The sequence below is a fragment of the Flavobacterium sp. FlaQc-57 genome (genome assembly GCF_044007395.1).
In the GTDB taxonomy this organism is placed as follows: Bacteria; Bacteroidota; Bacteroidia; order Flavobacteriales; family Flavobacteriaceae; genus Flavobacterium.
Map to the genome: position 1 here is coordinate 197,449 of NZ_JBIPDA010000005.1, position 18,017 is coordinate 215,465.

17 protein-coding genes are annotated in these 18,017 nt (G+C 31.6%); 7 read left to right on the forward strand and 10 right to left on the reverse strand.

Translation table 11 applies throughout. From position 1 onward, the window contains the following. Positions 1-42 precede the first annotated feature (42 nt). The 7 genes from ACHRVZ_RS16345 to ACHRVZ_RS16375 all read right to left on the reverse strand — a co-directional run bounded on the left by ACHRVZ_RS16345 (position 43) and on the right by ACHRVZ_RS16375 (position 10,054). Positions 43-4,095 (reverse strand): PAS domain S-box protein, encoded by a 4,053-nt coding sequence (locus tag ACHRVZ_RS16345; protein ID WP_395423882.1) that lies wholly within the window; start codon positions 4,093-4,095, stop codon positions 43-45. A 94-nt stretch (positions 4,096-4,189) separates the two neighbouring features. Continuing rightward, positions 4,190-4,978 carry a hypothetical protein gene (locus ACHRVZ_RS16350; RefSeq protein WP_395423885.1) on the reverse strand — a complete coding sequence of 263 codons (789 nt, stop codon included), beginning with the start codon at positions 4,976-4,978 and terminating at the stop codon, positions 4,190-4,192. 122 nt (positions 4,979-5,100) lie between these two features. Further along, a complete protein-coding gene (locus ACHRVZ_RS16355) occupies positions 5,101-6,429 on the reverse strand; it encodes an aldehyde dehydrogenase (protein WP_395423887.1) in 1,329 nt (442 codons plus the stop codon). A 74-nt stretch (positions 6,430-6,503) separates the two neighbouring features. After that, positions 6,504-7,193 (reverse strand): RluA family pseudouridine synthase, encoded by a 690-nt coding sequence (locus ACHRVZ_RS16360; RefSeq protein ID WP_395423890.1) that lies wholly within the window; start codon positions 7,191-7,193, stop codon positions 6,504-6,506. A gap of 58 nt (positions 7,194-7,251) precedes the next feature. Then, the gene (locus ACHRVZ_RS16365) at positions 7,252-7,602 is read right to left on the reverse strand and encodes a four helix bundle protein (RefSeq protein ID WP_395423893.1); all 351 of its coding nucleotides are present in this window, start codon (positions 7,600-7,602) and stop codon (positions 7,252-7,254) included. 111 nt (positions 7,603-7,713) lie between these two features. Continuing rightward, positions 7,714-8,532 (reverse strand): 3-methyl-2-oxobutanoate hydroxymethyltransferase, encoded by an 819-nt coding sequence (gene panB, locus ACHRVZ_RS16370; RefSeq protein WP_395423896.1) that lies wholly within the window; start codon positions 8,530-8,532, stop codon positions 7,714-7,716. A 94-nt stretch (positions 8,533-8,626) separates the two neighbouring features. Beyond that, positions 8,627-10,054: an L-serine ammonia-lyase gene (locus ACHRVZ_RS16375; protein ID WP_395423898.1), complete on the reverse strand. Its 1,428-nt coding sequence runs from the start codon at positions 10,052-10,054 to the stop codon at positions 8,627-8,629. 315 nt (positions 10,055-10,369) lie between these two features. Here ACHRVZ_RS16375 and ACHRVZ_RS16380 point away from each other — a divergent pair, with 315 nt between their 5' ends. The 7 genes from ACHRVZ_RS16380 (at position 10,370) to ACHRVZ_RS16410 (ending at position 16,307) form a co-directional block, all read left to right on the forward strand. Beyond that, entirely contained in the window at positions 10,370-12,517 is a 2,148-nt protein-coding gene (locus ACHRVZ_RS16380; RefSeq protein ID WP_395423899.1) for a cation:proton antiporter, read from the forward strand. 104 nt (positions 12,518-12,621) lie between these two features. After that, complete coding sequence (locus ACHRVZ_RS16385; protein ID WP_395423900.1) at positions 12,622-13,122, forward strand: hypothetical protein; 501 nt, start codon at positions 12,622-12,624, stop codon at positions 13,120-13,122. Between the two features lie 152 nt (positions 13,123-13,274). After that, positions 13,275-14,021, forward strand: coding sequence for a DUF2625 domain-containing protein (locus ACHRVZ_RS16390; RefSeq protein WP_395423902.1), 747 nt, complete (start codon positions 13,275-13,277; stop codon positions 14,019-14,021). A 50-nt stretch (positions 14,022-14,071) separates the two neighbouring features. Then, positions 14,072-14,734 (forward strand): class I SAM-dependent methyltransferase, encoded by a 663-nt coding sequence (locus tag ACHRVZ_RS16395; RefSeq protein ID WP_395423905.1) that lies wholly within the window; start codon positions 14,072-14,074, stop codon positions 14,732-14,734. Then, a complete protein-coding gene (locus tag ACHRVZ_RS16400) occupies positions 14,731-15,432 on the forward strand; it encodes a VanW family protein (RefSeq protein ID WP_395423907.1) in 702 nt (233 codons plus the stop codon). Before ACHRVZ_RS16395 ends, ACHRVZ_RS16400 begins: the two co-directional genes overlap by 4 nt. A gap of 37 nt (positions 15,433-15,469) precedes the next feature. Further along, the gene (locus ACHRVZ_RS16405; RefSeq protein WP_395423909.1) at positions 15,470-15,901 is read left to right on the forward strand and encodes an SMI1/KNR4 family protein; all 432 of its coding nucleotides are present in this window, start codon (positions 15,470-15,472) and stop codon (positions 15,899-15,901) included. A 43-nt stretch (positions 15,902-15,944) separates the two neighbouring features. After that, positions 15,945-16,307, forward strand: a complete 363-nt coding sequence (locus ACHRVZ_RS16410) for a VOC family protein (protein WP_395423912.1) — start codon at positions 15,945-15,947, stop codon at positions 16,305-16,307. Positions 16,308-16,365: 58 nt separating this feature from the next. On the opposite strand, the gene ACHRVZ_RS16415 is transcribed toward ACHRVZ_RS16410, so the two are convergent. From ACHRVZ_RS16415 to ACHRVZ_RS16425, 3 genes are all read right to left on the reverse strand, one after another. Beyond that, positions 16,366-17,046 (reverse strand): 2'-5' RNA ligase family protein, encoded by a 681-nt coding sequence (locus tag ACHRVZ_RS16415; RefSeq protein ID WP_395423914.1) that lies wholly within the window; start codon positions 17,044-17,046, stop codon positions 16,366-16,368. Positions 17,047-17,053: 7 nt separating this feature from the next. Next, positions 17,054-17,422, reverse strand: a complete 369-nt coding sequence (locus ACHRVZ_RS16420) for an iron chaperone (protein ID WP_395423916.1) — start codon at positions 17,420-17,422, stop codon at positions 17,054-17,056. Between the two features lie 78 nt (positions 17,423-17,500). Next, on the reverse strand, positions 17,501-17,968 hold the full coding sequence (locus tag ACHRVZ_RS16425; protein WP_395423919.1) for an SRPBCC family protein: 468 nt from the start codon (positions 17,966-17,968) through the stop codon (positions 17,501-17,503). Between the last annotated feature and the right edge of the window lie 49 nt (positions 17,969-18,017).

Genomic DNA, 18,017 nt, shown 5'->3' on the forward strand with positions numbered 1-18,017 from the left:
TTTTTTAGAATAACACATTACCAGATGTAATTTTGTTTTTAACTATTTTAACCATTTGGTCAAAGCTTCTTCTACAGTGCCTTTCATTATTGGTTTTGAAATATAATCGTTCATTCCGGCAGCCAGACATTTGTTTCTTTCTTCTTTTTCTGTACCTGCGGTTACGGCAATTATCGGGATTTCTTTTCCGATAGTTGTGTTTCTTATGGCTCTGGTAGTTTCATAACCATTCATAATTGGCATTTGAATATCCATAAATACAAGATCAGGATTTATATTTTCAAATTGGGTTACAGCTTCATACCCGTTTTCACACTCATATATGTAGGCCGTACTATACAAGTTTCTAACAATGGTTTTTAAAAGTAACATGTTTACTTTGTTGTCTTCTACTATTAAAAAGGTAATGTTTTTATGAGCGGGATTTATGTTATTTGAAATTAGTTCGAGATTGATTTTTTTACGTTCGGCGTTGTATTTTTCGTTAATACTTTGATTGCTTGTCTTTAAATTTAGATCAAAATAAAAATTACTTCCAATATCTATTTTGCTTTCAAGTTGTAATCGGCTTTCCATTAAAGCTAACAATTGATTTGAAATAGTTAGCCCTAAACCGGTTCCTCCAAATTTTCTCGTTGTAGAGCTATCTTCTTGTGAAAAAGCTTTAAAAATCTTCTTTTGATTTTTGTCGAGAATTCCGATTCCAGTGTCGATTACTGAAAATCGAATAGCGCAATTATCATTTTTGCTTTTTTCTAAAACAGAAACATTTAGTTTGATAGAGCCTTCATCAGTGAACTTTACCGCATTTGAGAGTAAATTGATTAAGATTTGTTTGATTCTTACGATATCTGTCCAAATGTATTTAGGAACATCATGGTCTATATTTAATTCTAATTGTAAATTTTTTTGATTGGATTCGTAAACAATTAAGTCGAAAACCTGACCAAGCACTTTTTTAATATCGTATAAATCAATAAAAAGCTCCAGTTTTCCGGCTTCAATTTTAGAAAAATCAAGTATGTCATTAATAATTTCAAGCAAAGAATGTGCTGATTGATTAATAGTGGTCATGTATTTTTCCTGAATTTCTCCCAACTCCGTTTTCATCAATAAATGTGTGAAACCAATAATACCGTTTAAAGGCGTTCTGATTTCATGCGACATATTTGCTAAAAAATCTGATTTTGATTTGTTTGCGGCTTCTGCCAGTTGTTTTGCTTTTATTGCATCTTCAGTTTCTTTTTTATTTGTAATATCAAAATAGATTCCGCCCACAAATTCAATTTCATCCCCTTTTTTAATAACATCTCCAAATTCCTCTATCCAGATATACTCTCCAGATTTTCGTTGAATACGGTATACATTATGAAGCGCCTTTCCGTTTTGGAAATTATTAATCTGGTTATTGATTACTTCATTTTTATCGTCAGGATGAATAAGCGATAAAAACGATAAATTATTCTCAATAAATTCTGATTTAGAGTAACCTGTTAAATTTAAAATTTCGTCATTTAGAAAAATTTTAGTCGAAAAAGCATCAAATTTTGACAAGTAAACTGTACCAGGAATATTATTGGCGATTAATTTGAATTTTTCCTCGCTTTCGATGATTTTAGTTTCATTTCGATTTCTTTCCAGAGCCGATGAAATGTTGTTGGCTAAAACCTGAAAGATGTAAATCTCTTCTTCAGACCATTTTCTTTCATTTGTACAATCATCAAAACCAATAAATCCGATAAATATATCATCAATATATAAAGGTAAAATCAAAATTGACTTGATTTTATTGTCAATTAACAGTTGTTTAAAAAAAGTGTCTCCAAGTTTTCGGGTATGCTTGTTAACGATCTTTTTGTTAAGCGCCGCCTCGTAGATTTCGTGTAAATGATTTTGGGTAAGTTGTTGTAAGTCGGTTATTTGATGTTCAATTCCTTTTCGCGACCATTTGTATTTTTGACTCACAGTATTGTTTGTAAGGTCTTTTTCATAGTAATACATATGATCGACTCTGGCAGCTTTTCCTATTAAGTCGTAAGTTTCCTGAAACATTTCGTGAGGAGTTTTGCTCAATAAAAATTTCTCGGTACAAAGTGAAAGTGCTGAAAGTAACTGACTTTTAAATTCTAATCTTCGCTCAGCTTCTAAACGCATTTGCGAAGAAATGGCTAACGAAATAATATCAGAAATGGTTCGGGCATAATTAATGTCTTCGTTATCCCATTCTCTTTTTTCCTCCGTACTTTCAAAACAAGCTACACCTGCCAATTGACCGTTTAAAAATACGGGAACATCAAGCATAGATTTGATGTGATTTTTTGTGAAATAAAGTTTTTGGAATTCAGATGTTTCTAGTTTAGTAAAAACATCAGGAGCATTTATAATGCTTTTGTTTTTTAACGTTTCAAAATAAATGGGGTATGATTCTTTATCCAGAGTATTTTTGTCGCTTAGGTTTTGATTGTCAACGCTAAATAAATTTTTGCAGGTAATTAAGTCTTTATTGTATTTCCAAAAACTCACACGATTGGTTCTGGTTACCATTGCAGCTTCTTTTATAATAAAATCGATGACGCTATCTAAGTTGGCATAATGACTAAAGTCTGTAGTAGATAATTTACTGGTCGAATTATTGTGTGCTTCAATTTTTTTCAGTCTCTTTTTTTTCTCATTCTCAATGTTCCTGATGTCAGTAATATCGCGGGCTATACCGGCAAAACCTATAGTTTGGCCTAAATCATTTTTTCGAATAATGATCTTTTGTGAAATCCATATTTTTTTACCGTTTTTCTTTAAAATCGGAATTTCGATTGTTGGAAAATTATTTTCGTTAATTTCTAAGTTTTCATAGAAATCGACGGCATTTCGTTGGTATTTTTCATGAATGAAATTAGAATAATGCTCCGAAATAATTTCATTTTCAGAATATCCTAAAATCGAAAAACCAAAGTCATTTATAAAGGTAAAATAACCGTCAGCATCAATTTCAAAAATAATATCAGTTGCGGTTTGAATCAGGTTTTTGTATTGATCCCGAACGTTAATCTGCTCTGTAACATCTTGACCAATACTGATAATTAAATTATCGGAGAACTTTTTATCTTTCCATTGAATGTATTTGAACTCGCCGTTTTTACTTTTTAATTTCCTGATGTAAAGTTTGTTTTCTTCATGCATTAAATTATCAATGTTTTCAAGAAAGTCAATTTCTTTAGTCAGTTTCCAGAACTTTAATCCCATTACTTCATCAGGTAAATAACCTAATATTGAGGTGATGGTCTCACTGCAAAATAATACTTCATTTTTGTTGTTGGTTGCTATCGTGAGCGAATTTCCTTTGTGTACGATTTCGTTTGTAAATCTGTAATTATCACGAGTGTTTAACAATACAGCGTATTTAACCTGATTGATGATAAAAATTAGAATACAAAAATTGATTAATAGAACAGATGATTTTATGGAAATCAAATGAAAAGCAACTGTAGAAAGCAGAAAGATAGAAACCAGACCAATAAAAAACCAATAAATTTTAATAGGTTTTAAGATGCTGTAAGAAAAATAAAAGGAGATTAAAAAGACAATTATTGGCACAACATCATTAGATAAATGAGTGATATTGTATCCAATATAAAACATATAAACAAAGAAAAAGAATATGAAAATAGACTGAATTCTATCCCGTATAAATTTTATTTTGTCGGTTGCAAAATAAATAATAAGCACTGCAAAACCTATTGATACATTTTGGATTAATAGGCTTTTTGGTCTGATTTTAAAAATTTCATTAATGATCTCTATCAGAATAACGGCAATACCAAAAAACAAAATATAGAGTTGATACTCTCGACTTTCGGTTTCAGTTTCGGGTTTTTTTTCGATAAAATAACCAATTCTTGCTTTGATTTTAAAAAATTGGTAAACAAGAATCGTTAGAAAGCCAAACAAGGCCAATCCTAAGACAATAAGCTTAGGATTGTTGAAAAAAAATAAGTTTGTAGTGAAAACATACCAATTCGCAATAATTGACTTCAGGGTATTACCAAGCATGGCAATTCCTGAAATCAACGAATTGAAATTACTATAGTTTTCTACCATAGATTTTTGGGGATATGTTTGGTTTACTAATTAGTTTTGTGAAAATTTCGGTAGAGTAGGTTAGGCTCGTTTTTGTTCGAGATTTTCTATTATGTTAAAAATCAGATTGTCCGATAGAATCAATAGGATCTTCTTTATCAATATTAAAAATGGCACAATATATCGCGTAAGTCATCGAGTAAGTAAACGGAATTGTAAAGACTAATCCGATGCAAAGTGCTAAAAGACCAACAACATAAGCGGCAATAATCATGATCATTAATCCTAATAACACTATGGGTTGTTTTGCGATAATTATGAAACTTGACTTTATTGCGTTAATTGCGCTTAGATTTCCGAAAATAATAAGCGGAATGGTTAAAAACGTAAAAAAAGAGATGATTAAAGAAATTATTAGTCCAAGACTGTTTAGTTTTTGAATTTCTAAAAAGGATGTTATTACCACACTAAATAATGAAATAATGAAAGTCGCGAGAAAGATTTGCGAAAAATGGTGTGTTTTGTAATATGTAAATATTGTTGCAACTTTAAATTCTTCGTCTTTGTCTGCGCAATCGGCCATTTTTAAAAATCCTGCAGTAAAAGGGCTAAAAAGTGCAGAGACAAATGCCGATCCGGCAATATAATAAATCAAGTGAATTTGAGATAAATGCTCAGGTTTAATGCTCAGGAGGTTTGCGTTAGTCAATTTGTCTAAACCAAATATTGAGCCTAAAATTGCGTAAGCGATGAAACCAAAGAATACTGAAAATACCAATATCATTAATCCTGCATAAAGAGCGATTTTTTTGTAATTTTCAAAAGCATGGTTAAAAACATTTGAAAAATCCAGTGCATAACCATGATTTTTAATGTCTTTGATTTGATCAAGAGTAGATTTCATTTTTTAATAGGTAAAATTATTTTATATTCTAATGATTTAGTAGAATGAATGAGACGTAAATATAATATTTTTAATCAATTCCGTACGGAAATCTACAAAACATTACGAAATTGTTTTTAATATTAAATCCAGTCTAATAAACGTTTAAGAGATGTAAGTTTGTCTTTGTAAGGCGCATAGCGCATAGGAAGATCGAGCCAGTTGGCTTTTTTTACGACTGCTTTGTGATGTGAAAAAATATCGAAACTCAACTGACCATGATAGGCGCCAATACCGCTATGACCAACTCCTCCAAAAGGCAGTCTTTTATTAGAAAAATGAACAACTGTATCATTTATACAGCCTCCTCCAAAAGAGTACGATTCGATGAGTTTTTTAGCAAAAGATTTATTTTCGCTAAAGACATAAAAGGCGAGAGGTTTTTCATAACGACTGATAACGTTTTGAATGTCTGCTTCGGTTTCATAAATAAGAATTGGTAAAATAGGACCAAATATTTCTTCTTTCATGACGGGACTGTCTAAAGCAGGTTCTTCAATTAGTGTTGGAGAAATAAAAAGCTTTTCGGCATCAGTTTCTCCACCAAAAATTACTTTTTCGCGCTCAATCATGCTGTCCAGTCGGACCCAGTTTTTAGTATTTATAATACGGGCAAAATCAGGAGATTTCTCCATTTTTTTTCCGTACGCTTTTATAATTTCTTCGATCAAAAAAGAAACGAAATTAACTTTCATATTTTTCTGAACCAAAATATAATCCGGAGCAATACAAGTTTGACCGGCATTAATGAATTTTCCCCAGACAATACGTTTTGCAGCTAATTTTAAATTGGCAGTTTCGTCAATAATACAAGGGTTTTTTCCACCAAGTTCTAAAGTGACCGGAGTTAAATTTTCGGCAGCGGCTTTGGCGACAACTTTACCAACAGCAACACTTCCGGTAAAAAAGATATAATCCCAACGTTGTGCGAGTAATTTGTTAGAAACTTCTACGCCTCCTTCAAAGACTTCGACATGATTAACGTGAAAAGTTTTTTCAATAATTCTCGCAATTACTGCAGAGGTGTGCGGAGTAAGCTCTGATGGTTTTAAAACGACTCTGTTTCCTGCGGCAACGGCAGAAATTAAAGGGCATAAAGCCAATTGAAAAGGATAATTCCAGGGAGCAATAACCAAAACGTTTCCGTATGGTTCTTTATAGATATAATCAGTTGAAGGAAAATTAAGTAATGATGGTAAAACGCGTTTTCGTTGCGCCCATTTATTGATGTTTTTAATGGTGTCTTTTAAATCCGAAATGACATAATTCGTTTCGGTTAAAACAGCTTCAAATTCTGGCTTTTTAAAATCATCGTACAAAGCTTTTACAATTAAATCTTCGCTTTTTTGAATGTTGTACAATAATTTCTTTAGCGTTTCTTTTCTGTATCCGATGTCGTTTTTGTAGTCCATTTTAAGATTAACTTGTTTTTTCTCTATGCAAGTTAAATCATAATTTTTAAAATTTTAACAATTTAATCATAAAATCACAGAGCGTTCCAAATGGTTTCATCTGGAGTTGGCGCAACAATTGTAATATTTTCTTTGGATACAGGATGAATGAAAACTAATTTACGAGCGTGAAGGTGAATTCCGCCATCAGGATTACTACGGTCAAAACCATATTTTAAATCCCCTTTTATTGGAGATCCTATGGCAGCCAATTGTGCACGAATTTGATGATGACGACCCGTATGTAAGTTAATTTCCAGCGCCACATAATTTTGAAGTTCTTTAAAAACGGTATAATCTAAACTTGCCAGTTTACTGTCCGGAACTTCTTTTAAATGTGCTTTTGAAGTGTTATTCTTTTCGTTTCTTTTTAGATAATGAACGAGTTTTGCAGATTTTTCCTGAGGTTTATTCTTCACAACTGCCCAATATGTTTTTTGCGTTTCACGATTACTGAACATTTCATTCATTCTCGTTAATGCTTTGCTTGTTCTGGCAAAAACTACGATTCCGGTTGTAGGACGATCCAAACGATGAATCACACCCAGAAAAACATCACCAGGTTTATTGTATTTGTCTTTAATATATTCTTTTACAACATCAGATAATGGTTTATCACCCGTTTTATCTCCTTGCACAATATCCCCCACACGCTTGTTTACCACAATAATATGATTGTCTTCGTGTAATATTTGGAGATTGTTTTTATTGGAAAGAATTTTCATATTAGACATTTTAGATTTTTAGACTTACTTAGACTTCTTAGATTTTGTGGATTGAAATTTAGAGTAAAGTTGCTCTAAATCTGGATGTCATTTTAGTGATTTCTTCTAACATGTTTATTAATTCGGTTGTTTTTTCTTCATTAATAAAACCCAAGTCAGATGAAATTAAGAGTTGTGTTTCAGCTTCATATGCAGATCCAATTGCAATTTCTAAAAAACGAGCAAAATCTTTATTAGAGTTTCTTGAAGAACCTTCCGCTATGTTTGAAGGAATAGATACAGAAGCTCTTCGTAGTTGATTTGTTATTCCAAATTTTTCTTCACTTGGAAAACTAGCGGTTACATTATAAATTTTAGAACAAAACAATCTGCTTCTTTTCCAAATTAAAAGCTCTTTAAATTGATGCATTTCTTAGATGTTTAGATTTCTAGACTGACTTAGACTTCTTAGATTGTTTTAAGTTTCAAAGAACAAAAATCTAAGAAGTCTAAAATCTAAGAAATCTAAGCAAGTCTAAACTTAATATTGTTCCCCAGCATTAGGGAAATCGCTAGACTTAACATCAGCAGCATATTGACCAATTGCTTTTGTCATTTGATCGTATAGATTTAAGTAACGACGCAGGAAACGTGGGCTAAATTCATTGTTCATTCCTAACATATCGTGAATAACAAGAACTTGTCCGTCAACACCGCCTCCGGCACCAATTCCGATAACAGGAATCGAAATACTTTCAGCAACCTTTTGTGCCAAATCAGCAGGAATTTTTTCTAAAACGATAGCAAAACAGCCTACTTTTTCAAGTAATTTTGCATCTTCAATTAGTTTTTCAGCTTCTTCATCTTCTTTTGCACGAACGCTGTAAGTCCCAAATTTATAAATTGATTGTGGAGTTAAACCCAAATGTCCCATTACTGGAATTCCTGCGTTTAATATTTTTTTGATAGATTCTTTAATTTCTTTTCCTCCTTCAAGTTTTACAGCGTGTCCACCGCTTTCTTTCATGATTCTAATGGCAGAACGCAAAGCTTCTTTTGGATCAGATTGGTAACTTCCAAAAGGTAAATCTACTACAACTAATGCTCTTTCTACAGCACGAACTACAGATGAAGCATGATAAATCATTTGATCTAAAGTAATAGGCAAAGTCGTTTCATGACCCGCCATAACATTTGATGCTGAATCGCCTACTAAAATGACATCGACACCCGCAGTATCAACAATTTTTGCCATAGTATAATCGTAAGCAGTAAGCATAGAGATTTTTTCTCCATGGCTTTTCATTTCGATTAATGATTTTGTAGTGATTCTTTTATAATCTTTTTTTGCAACTGACATTATAAGTGAGTTTTAGTTTTATGAAATAATTTTAAAAGCTGAATGTACTTTTAAAACGTGAGTTTTTTTGTTTGCAAAATTAAACAATATTATTCTAACAGTCGGCCATATTTACAGCAATTGCTAATCCGCCTTCAGAGGTTTCTTTGTATTTAGAATTCATGTCTTTTGCCGTTTGCCACATTGTATTAATAACTTTGTCTAAAGGTACTTTGGCATTTTTAGAATCAGTTTCAAGAGCTAATTCTGCGGCATTTATGGCTTTTATCGCCCCCATAGTATTTCTTTCGATACAAGGAATTTGTACCAAACCACCAATTGGGTCACAAGTTAAACCTAAGTGATGTTCCATTGCGATTTCGGCAGCCATTAAAACCTGAGCAGGAGTTCCGCCCATTAATTCGCAAAGTGCCGCTGCAGCCATTGATGACGAAACGCCAATTTCGGCCTGACAACCGCCCATAGCGGCAGAAATGGTTGAACCTTTCTTAAAAATACTTCCAATTTCCCCGGCAACCATCAAAAATTGTTTGATTTCTTTTTCGCCTGCATTATGGTTTTCAATTACCAAATAATACATTAAAACGGCCGGAATTACACCAGCACTTCCGTTTGTAGGAGCCGTAACGACACGGCCTAAAGAAGCATTTACTTCATTTACGGCAAGTGCAAAACAGCTTACCCATTTAAGAATCTGACGAAATTTTACTTCAGTTTTTCTGATTTCTTCTAACCATGTTTGCGGATTAGAATAATTAGATAAACCTATTAAGTTTTGGTGCATATCAAAAGCTCTTCTGCGAACGTTTAATCCGCCGGGAAGAATTCCTCCGGTATGACAACCAATGTACATACATTCTAACATTGTGTTCCAAATGCGCATTAATTCCGAATGAATTTCGGCTTCAGGACGCATTGATTTTTCATTTTCATAAACAATTTCAGAAATCGATTTGTTTTCTGAAACGGTATAATTTAAAAGTTCAACAGCATTTTGAATCGGAAAGGGGAAAGCACATTTTATAACTTCATTATTTTTAGCATTTGTGCGTTCTTCTTTCACCACAAAACCTCCTCCGATCGAATAAAAAGTTGATTCATACTCAGAATCATCAGTTTTATAAGCTGTGAATTTTAATCCATTTGCATGGAAAGGAAGAAATTCTTTATTGAAAACAATATCCTGAAGAAAATAAAATGGAATCTTATATTCGTTAGCCAAAATAATTTCGTTTGTATCTTCGATGGTTTTGATGATTCCGGCAATGTTTTCGACCGGAATATATTCCGGATCCTGTCCACTTAAACCCAACATAACAGACAAATCGGTAGCGTGACCTTTTCCGGTTAAAGAAAGTGAACCGTACAAGTCGACTTTTACGCGTTTAATTTGGTCTAAAATTGATTCGTTTTTTAACTCTTCTAAAAAACGTTCTGCGGCTCTCCAAGGCCCTAAAGTATGAGAACTTGAGGGACCAACGCCAATTTTAAGCATATCAAAAACAGAGATACATTCTTCCATTGTGCAATATTTATTAAGACAAAGATAATTGAATAATGCAATGAACATTTATTTTCATTTGTAAATGTTGCGATTTTGTTAAAAAAAATATTAAATTTTAATAATTTGGCAACGAAACAAATTTTATTACTTAATATGCGGTTTTCGTGAAAAGTTCGCAATTTTTTTAGGTATTTTTGTAATGAAGCAATCACTAAAGAATCCGATTTGTTTGTTTTTAAATAAATCGGTAATAATAACTTCTGAGATTTGATTTTAATTTTAATACCACTTTTTACGAAAAATTAAAATACATAAAGAAGATAAAATTACATTATGATAGAATTTTTCAAGCATTTTTTACAAGAATTCGAATTACCACTAAGCAACCCAGTATTGATTTTTTCGTTAATACTTTTCATTATTCTCTTGTCGCCTATTTTATTAAAAAAAATTAATATTCCCGGGATTATCGGGCTTATTATTTCGGGTGTTATTATTGGGCCTCACGGACTTAATATTTTAGCAAAAAACTCAGCCGTTGATTTATTCTCTACAATCGGACTTTTGTATATTATGTTTATTGCTGGTCTGGAACTCGACATGAATGAGTTCAAAGCCAATCGAAATAAGAGTTTACTATTCGGATTTTTTACCTTTATTTTTCCGTTAACAATTGGATTTCCAGTTTGTTTTTACTTACTGAATTACGATTTTAATGCCAGTTTTTTAACGGCAAGTATGTTTGCAACACACACCTTAGTTGCATACCCGATTGTGAGTAAACTCGGAATCGCAAAAAATCAGGCTGTGGCTATTACAGTTGGAGGAACAATTTTAACAGATACTGCTGTTTTAATCATTCTGGCAGTAATTATGGGAAGCAGTCAGGGAAATCTGAATCAGGCTTTCTGGATAAAACTAACCGTTTCATTAGCCATTTTTTCAGCAATTATGTTTTTGGTTATTCCAAGAATTGCCAAATGGTTCTTTAAAAAATTAGAAAGTGAAAAACACGCTCATTATATTTTTGTGCTTTCGGTAGTTTTCTTCGCGGCATTCCTGGCAGAAGTTGCAGGAGTAGAGCCAATTATTGGAGCTTTCGTTGCAGGTTTAGCATTGAATCCTTTAATTCCGCATTCGTCTGCATTGATGAACAGAATTGAGTTTATTGGGAATTCATTGTTTATTCCGTTTTTCCTGATTTCTGTGGGAATGTTAGTTGATATCAGTGTGATTCTAAGCGGACCAACGGCATTAATTGTAGCAGGAACATTAAGTGTTGTGGCTATTTTTGGAAAATGGATTGCGGCCTTTTTTACCCAAGTCGTTTTTAAATATACGAAGACTGAAAGACAGCTGATTTTCGGATTGAGTAGTGCGCACGCGGCTGCAACTTTAGCGGTTATTTTAGTTGGATTTAAAGCTAAAATTCTTGATGAAAATATCTTGAACGGGACCATTATCTTAATCTTAATTACTTGTATTGTGGCTTCTTTTGCGACTGAAAAAGCAGCTAAGAAAATCGCGATTTGCGAAGAAGAAGTTTCACATGAAGATGCTAACAGCGATGAAATTTTAGACGAACATATCTTAATTCCGTTAGCTAAAACTTCGGCTACAGCCAGTTTATTAGATTTTGCACTTTTAATTAAAGATAAAAAATCATCTAATCCGGTGACATTGTTAACGATTGTACCCAATAATGATCAGGCAGAAATTAATATTTTAAAGTATAGAAAAGCTGTCGATAAATTTGTTATTCAAGGTTCGGCTTCAGAAGTAAAAATTAATACGATTGCCAGAATTGACCATAATCCTGCAAGCGGAATTGCAAGAACTTCGAAAGAAATCATGTCGGATATTGTGATTATTGGATGGCCAAGAAAAACAGGTTTTCTGGATAAAATTTTTGGAGAAAATGTAGATTCGATTATCAATAATGTAGGTAAAAGTTTGTTTATCTGCAGGTTTCAGAAATCATTTATCGAAGAAAAAAGATTGGTTTTTATTTGTCCGCCTTTTTCTGAAAGAGGAGTTGGATTTCACCTTCTATTGCAGAAAATTTGCCGATTGTCGCAGGAATTAAGTATTCCGATAGTGATTTATGCCGAGTACAAAACACATCAAACTATTCAGCAAATTGCGGCAAATTTAAAACTAAATGCAAAATTAGGTTTTAAAAGCATTATGGACTGGGAAGATTTTGAATCTATTTCTGAAGAAATCAAACCAACCGATTTAATTGTCTTTAATTTATCTCGAAAAGGTTCTGTTTCGTACCAATCGATCTTTGATAAACTGCCTCAAAAATTCGAGAAATTTTTTAGCGATAATAACCTGATTTTGGTTTATGCGCAAGACGACCGTAAAGAGACTTCTATGGATGCTTATGAAGATTTTACAGCAACGCCATTAACAAAAGGAATTGAAACAATTGAGCAAATTGGTAGAGGTTTAGGTAATATTTTGAAGAAGAGATAGGCTTGATTTGTGTCTTTTAGATTGAAATATATAGTAAGATGAAAATTAATAAATTCATATATCTCTTTTTGATATCAATTTCCTGTTTTTCTCAAACAGTTAAATTGACAGGAAAATTAATTTTAAAGGATACCGAGAATTATAATAAGGTTTTTGAGAATACCGTTATAGTTTTGAAAACCAGCATAAAAACTGATAGCATAAAACTTGATTCTGATTTAAGATTTGCGTTCGAAGATGTAAAAGTTGAAAAAGTAAACATATTTATTTCGCCAAGAAGTTATCCGACTAATACTTATTATATCCTCAACTTAAAGCAAAATGAAATTAATCATATAGAAATTCCATATTCATCTGTTTGCCCGTTTGGAAAGAACAAAAGTAATTTTTGTACTGTTTGTGGTAAAAATGATAAAGTAATTCCAATTGTTTACGGATTAATTGCAAGAGTAAGTTATCGGGATAAAAATGGAAATCCTACAGATAAAAATGGAAAGATAATTTCTAAAGAAGAGAGCGAAAAGGTAAAATATAAATCGGGTGGTTGTGTTGTATCTGAGTGTCAACCAAATTGGTTTTGCGAACGTGATCAAACACAATTTTAGTTACAAAAAAAATAAAAAGTAAATACAATTACGAAGCATTTCAACTATTTAGCAGATTATAAATCTTAAAATAATCTAGCAAATTAGTTATGTTTTATGCAATATTTCGAAGAAAGGATAGTTGTTAAGAATAATTCTCACAATTTTATAAAATGATATTTAAGTTTTCTTTAATTACATTGCTATTTTTAACTTTTACAGTAACTGCACAAAACAAAATGAAAAGTGCTGAAGAACTTATAGATAAAGCAGACCCAGGTTGGACAACTGTCGAAGACTGGATTAAAACAGCAAAAAATAAAGTAGAAGTTTTGCCCGTAGATGCATTAAACGGAAAAGAATCATTATACAAAACCCAAGTAACAACTCGTTCGACAATGGGAGCTGTTGTTTTTATGACGGGCGGAATTTTGATTGATGATGGCTGGATTAGAATTTTGGGTTCTGGAAATTCAAAGTTTAATCGTACGCTTCCGGATTGGAACAAAGGAAAATCGTTTAAAGAGTTTGGCGAAAAACCATCTTTTTTATTAATTGCAGATGATGCAATTGGTGGTTTTTATCTTTTGAATGGTGGCGGATTAGGAAAAGATTTGGGGAAAGTTTATTATTTTTCTCCTGATAATCTCGAATATGAGCCACTGGATATTACTTATTCTGAATTTTTAGGATTTTGTTTTAATAATGATCTGGATAAATTTTATGAAGGAAACAGGTGGAATGGTTGGAGAGAAGAGGTTTCAAAATTAAAAGGAGATGAAGTTTTTAATTTTTACCCATTTCTATGGTCAGCCGAAGGAAGCGATATTAATAAAAGCACAAGAAATGTAATTCCAATTCAGGAACAATATAGTTTAAATCTGGATCTAAGAAAGCAACTTGGTTTTGAGAAACAATAATATTTAAGTAAGAGTTTCATTATATTTGTTTTTAACCTAAAAGAAAATAAATGAATGAAATTGTAAATTATTATGATACATTGGCAAGCACATATGATGAAAATAGATTTAATAATACTTATGGGCAATTTATCGATAATCAGGAAAGAAAAATTCTAAATAAATTATTGACTAATAAAAATGAAATAATTCTTGATTTAGCTTGTGGTACTGGAAGACTTTTAAATTACGCATCTTTAGGAGTTGATGCGAGTAGGGCAATGGTTGAAATTTCTAAGGCAAAATTCCCTGAAAAAACGATTTTATTATGTGAAGCTCACCAGCTAAAAATAGAAGACAATAGTATCGATACCATTATAAGTTTTCATTTTTTTATGCATCTAGAGGAGAAAAAAATTGATGCCATACTTGAAGAATGTAATAGAATCTTAAAAAAGAATGGAAGAATTATTTTTGATATTCCTTCAAGAAAAAGAAGAAAACTTCTGGGATATAAAAATAAAGATTGGCATGGAGCGAAGAGTTTTTCGATTGGCGATCTAAAGTTAAAGCCAAATTTTAAACTCAAAAAAACTATTGGTTTTTTGTTTTTACCCATTCATAGATTTCCTAAGTTTTGCAGAAAGTTTTTAATAGAATTAGATTCACTTTTAGCAGTTTCATTTTTGAAAGAATATAGTTCTTATTTAGTCATTGAATTTGAGAAAAAATGAAAACTTGGAAACAAATTAAAATAAATATAAAATTACTTATAAGGTTTAAAAATGATTTTTTAAGTAAAGATTTGTTTAAATTTTCTAAGGAAACGAATGACAAATTTATTTTTGATTATAAAGTAACAATATCCCAGAAAATAATGCCAAGCCAGACTTTTGGGAATAAGTTGTATAACATAGAATTAGCCTCAAAAAGAATAAATAGACACATCCTTAAACCAAATCAAATTTTTTCTTTTTTCAAAATTATAGGTAACCCAAATCATGGTTTTAAGAAAAGCAGAACCTTAGTTAATGGAAAATTAGAGCAAGAAAACGGAGGTGGTATGTGCCAAGTATCTGGAATTGTATACCAGATGAGTTTAATAACTGGTTTAGAGATTTTAGAAAGACACAATCATTCTGTTGATATTTATACTGAAGAAACAAGATTTGCACCTTTAGGTTGCGATGCAACAATTGTTTATGGTTATAAGGATTTAAGAATTAAAAATAACTTACCATTCCCTGTTAAATTTGAAATTGTAATAATTGATAATTTTATATATGCAACTTTGCTTAGTATGGAAGTTATTGACAAGAAAGATTTGATTTTTGAGTCTAAAATAGATGAAAATTTCATCTATGTTAATGTCCTCAATTGTGATAAAAAAGTACTTAATAAATCTCAATATAAGGTAATGAATTTTGAGTAATAGTAATTTTTTATATTGATATTTTAAGTTTTATTAAATGAAAAATTTACAAAAAATAATTACAAAATATAGCTTTCCTAAAAGAGATATAAATTCATCTGTAGAAGTATGCGATGTTGAAGCTTATTCCAATTTAAAGCTTCCAGTAGATTATGTTTATTATCTGGAAAACTATTTAGGTATCGATCAATTTATTGGGGTTGAATTTATAAATCTTTGGAGTTTAGAAGAAATTATTGAAGCCAATGAAAGCTATAATATCGTAAACGAATTGCATCAGACAATTGGGATTGGATCAAATGGAAGTGGAGAATTTATTGGAATTGAATTTGGCGAAAATGAAAATATCAAAATAATCCTTTCACCTTTTATAGATTTGAATAATAAGTATAATATTGAAATTGGTTCATCTTTTACCGATTTTCTCATTCGTTTAGATAATGGAGTTGATTGGTTTTTAAATGAATAATGAATAAATTTGTTAGAAGGTTCATCATTACAAATCTAAAATCATGAAACACAAAGCCACATCGATCAGACCATTTATTGGAGCTAAGGATTTTCAAATATCAAGAAGCTTCTATCACGATTTAGGTTTCGAAGAAGGAGTTTTAGATTCGAAGTTTTCTGTTTTTAAAACAGGAGATTTAGCTTTTTATCTTCAGGATTATTATGATAAAAGCTGGAACGAAAATACAATGATTTTTCTTGAAGTCGAAGATGTTGATTACTATTACAATGAACTTTTGAAACTCAATCTGACGGAAAAATACGGAGTGAAATTAACTCCAACAAAACATTTTGATTGGGGAAGCGAATGTTTTCTACACGATCCGTCTGGTGTTTTGTGGCACTTTGGAAAGTTTAATAAATAAAATTCGTGCTAATTCGTGAAATTCTTGGCAAAAAAAATAAATTCGTTGCGAAAAAAAATTACAAATAGAAATCTGCTAAATGTATGGTGTTTTCTACTTTTTGATACCAATCATTATAAACCAATTCTAGTTTTTCTACCTTAAATTCTCCAAAATCATAATCACGATATTGCTCCAAAACTTGTATTAATTTTTCCGGATTTTTAAGTGTTTCCTGAAATCGCATTACGGTCGAATGTGCCGTTTCAATTGTGTAGCGACTATCAATACTTTGCTGTAAATCTGATTTTTTAAAATTGTCACGAAGTTTATTTCTAAAAGCGGTAAGAGTTTTATCCGAAGGAAATCCTTGAATCATTATTGCAGAAGATGAAGCTGTAATGCCTCGAAACTCGATATTTATTTGATTGACTTCAATTAAGCTTTTTTCGATGATTTCAATATAATCATGCACCTTAATTTTATCGAGACTAAAACCGTCATAACACGAAATAATCGACATAACGGTAATATGAATGTCAGCATCTGGATAATAATATTGCACGTCATCAATAGCTTTTAAATCCTCTAAAAACAATTGAATATTTGCTCTCACAGTTTCGCTTGGGCGAATGAGAAGCGTAATCCCAAAACGAGAGTCAGAACCATTATTAATTTGAGTATCTAATGTATAATTTTCGGCTAAAATAGCTTCAGAAGATGTTTTGTAAAGTTGATTGTAGTGTTCGGCTAGATTCATTTTAGGATTATTTCTTTTTCGTTTTCTCCAGATTTTCTTTTACTCGAAATTTCACGATTTTGGTGATTAAATCAAACGGAATTTTGTCTTTTAGAGGAAACTGAACTGAACCTTTTCCCGATTTATATTTTGATAATTCTTCTTTGAATTTTTCGTGACCGCTTGGTAAAGCATACAAACCAATATGATTTTTGAAAGCAGCAAAATAAACTACAATTCCGTTTTGCTCAAAAGCAGGCATCGAATAACTAATTTTTTCTTTGGCATCAGGAGCTGCTTTTTGAATTGTCATTCTTATTTTTTCTAAAATTTCCTGAACATCGTTTGGAAATGCTCCAATGTATTCGTCGATGTTTTGAGGTTTTTTGATATCCATATTTTTTTTGGTTTCAGGTTTCAGGTTTCAAGTTTCAGGTTTTCGACAGCAACCTGAAACTTGAAACAAAATCAACTTTTACGCTAAGCCTTTCGGGAATCTGTCAAGAACCAAATTCAGTTGAATTTTATGTTCTAAATATGCTTTTGCTCCAGCCAAAACCAATGTAAAACCTTCAGTAGAATTTCGAACCTGATCGATTATTTTATCTGAATCTCCTTTTAAACCTGAATTGGTAATGCTCACGAAAGTTTCATGTTCATTTAGCGGATGAAAAGTCCATTCTACAATTGTGGTTTCGTCCGGGTTTCCCCATTCGATTACAATCTTTTTATTTTCCTGCAAAACGTGAGTCGTAACGGTTAATGAAAAACCATACATTTCCCAAGTCCATTCGGTTTTCGTGTCTTGTTCTAATATTCCGGAACCTTTTGTAAACCAAAATTTACGAGTTATTTCCGGATTTATAAAAGCCTGAAAAACTTCTGAAACAGGTTTTCTGATCAGCATTTCGGCTTTTGCGAAGTGGTTGTTTTCTGCTTTCATTTTTTTTATTGTGAAATGTGATTTGTAAATTTGAAATCTGAAGTATTTT

Excerpts from the sequence above, each read along its gene's own strand:
- ACHRVZ_RS16345 (WP_395423882.1), bottom strand. The coding sequence starts at position 4,095 with ATGGTAGAAAACTATAGTAATTTCAATTCGTTGATTTCAGGAATTGCC.
- ACHRVZ_RS16350 (WP_395423885.1), bottom strand. The coding sequence starts at position 4,978 with ATGAAATCTACTCTTGATCAAATCAAAGACATTAAAAATCATGGTTAT.
- ACHRVZ_RS16355 (WP_395423887.1), bottom strand. The coding sequence starts at position 6,429 with ATGGACTACAAAAACGACATCGGATACAGAAAAGAAACGCTAAAGAAA.
- ACHRVZ_RS16360 (WP_395423890.1), bottom strand. The coding sequence starts at position 7,193 with ATGAAAATTCTTTCCAATAAAAACAATCTCCAAATATTACACGAAGAC.
- ACHRVZ_RS16365 (WP_395423893.1), bottom strand. The coding sequence starts at position 7,602 with ATGCATCAATTTAAAGAGCTTTTAATTTGGAAAAGAAGCAGATTGTTT.
- panB (WP_395423896.1), bottom strand. The coding sequence starts at position 8,532 with ATGTCAGTTGCAAAAAAAGATTATAAAAGAATCACTACAAAATCATTA.
- ACHRVZ_RS16375 (WP_395423898.1), bottom strand. The coding sequence starts at position 10,054 with ATGGAAGAATGTATCTCTGTTTTTGATATGCTTAAAATTGGCGTTGGT.
- ACHRVZ_RS16380 (WP_395423899.1), top strand. The coding sequence starts at position 10,370 with ATGATAGAATTTTTCAAGCATTTTTTACAAGAATTCGAATTACCACTA.
- ACHRVZ_RS16390 (WP_395423902.1), top strand. The coding sequence starts at position 13,275 with ATGATATTTAAGTTTTCTTTAATTACATTGCTATTTTTAACTTTTACA.
- ACHRVZ_RS16395 (WP_395423905.1), top strand. The coding sequence starts at position 14,072 with ATGAATGAAATTGTAAATTATTATGATACATTGGCAAGCACATATGAT.
- ACHRVZ_RS16400 (WP_395423907.1), top strand. The coding sequence starts at position 14,731 with ATGAAAACTTGGAAACAAATTAAAATAAATATAAAATTACTTATAAGG.
- ACHRVZ_RS16405 (WP_395423909.1), top strand. The coding sequence starts at position 15,470 with ATGAAAAATTTACAAAAAATAATTACAAAATATAGCTTTCCTAAAAGA.
- ACHRVZ_RS16410 (WP_395423912.1), top strand. The coding sequence starts at position 15,945 with ATGAAACACAAAGCCACATCGATCAGACCATTTATTGGAGCTAAGGAT.
- ACHRVZ_RS16415 (WP_395423914.1), bottom strand. The coding sequence starts at position 17,046 with ATGAATCTAGCCGAACACTACAATCAACTTTACAAAACATCTTCTGAA.
- ACHRVZ_RS16420 (WP_395423916.1), bottom strand. The coding sequence starts at position 17,422 with ATGGATATCAAAAAACCTCAAAACATCGACGAATACATTGGAGCATTT.
- ACHRVZ_RS16425 (WP_395423919.1), bottom strand. The coding sequence starts at position 17,968 with ATGAAAGCAGAAAACAACCACTTCGCAAAAGCCGAAATGCTGATCAGA.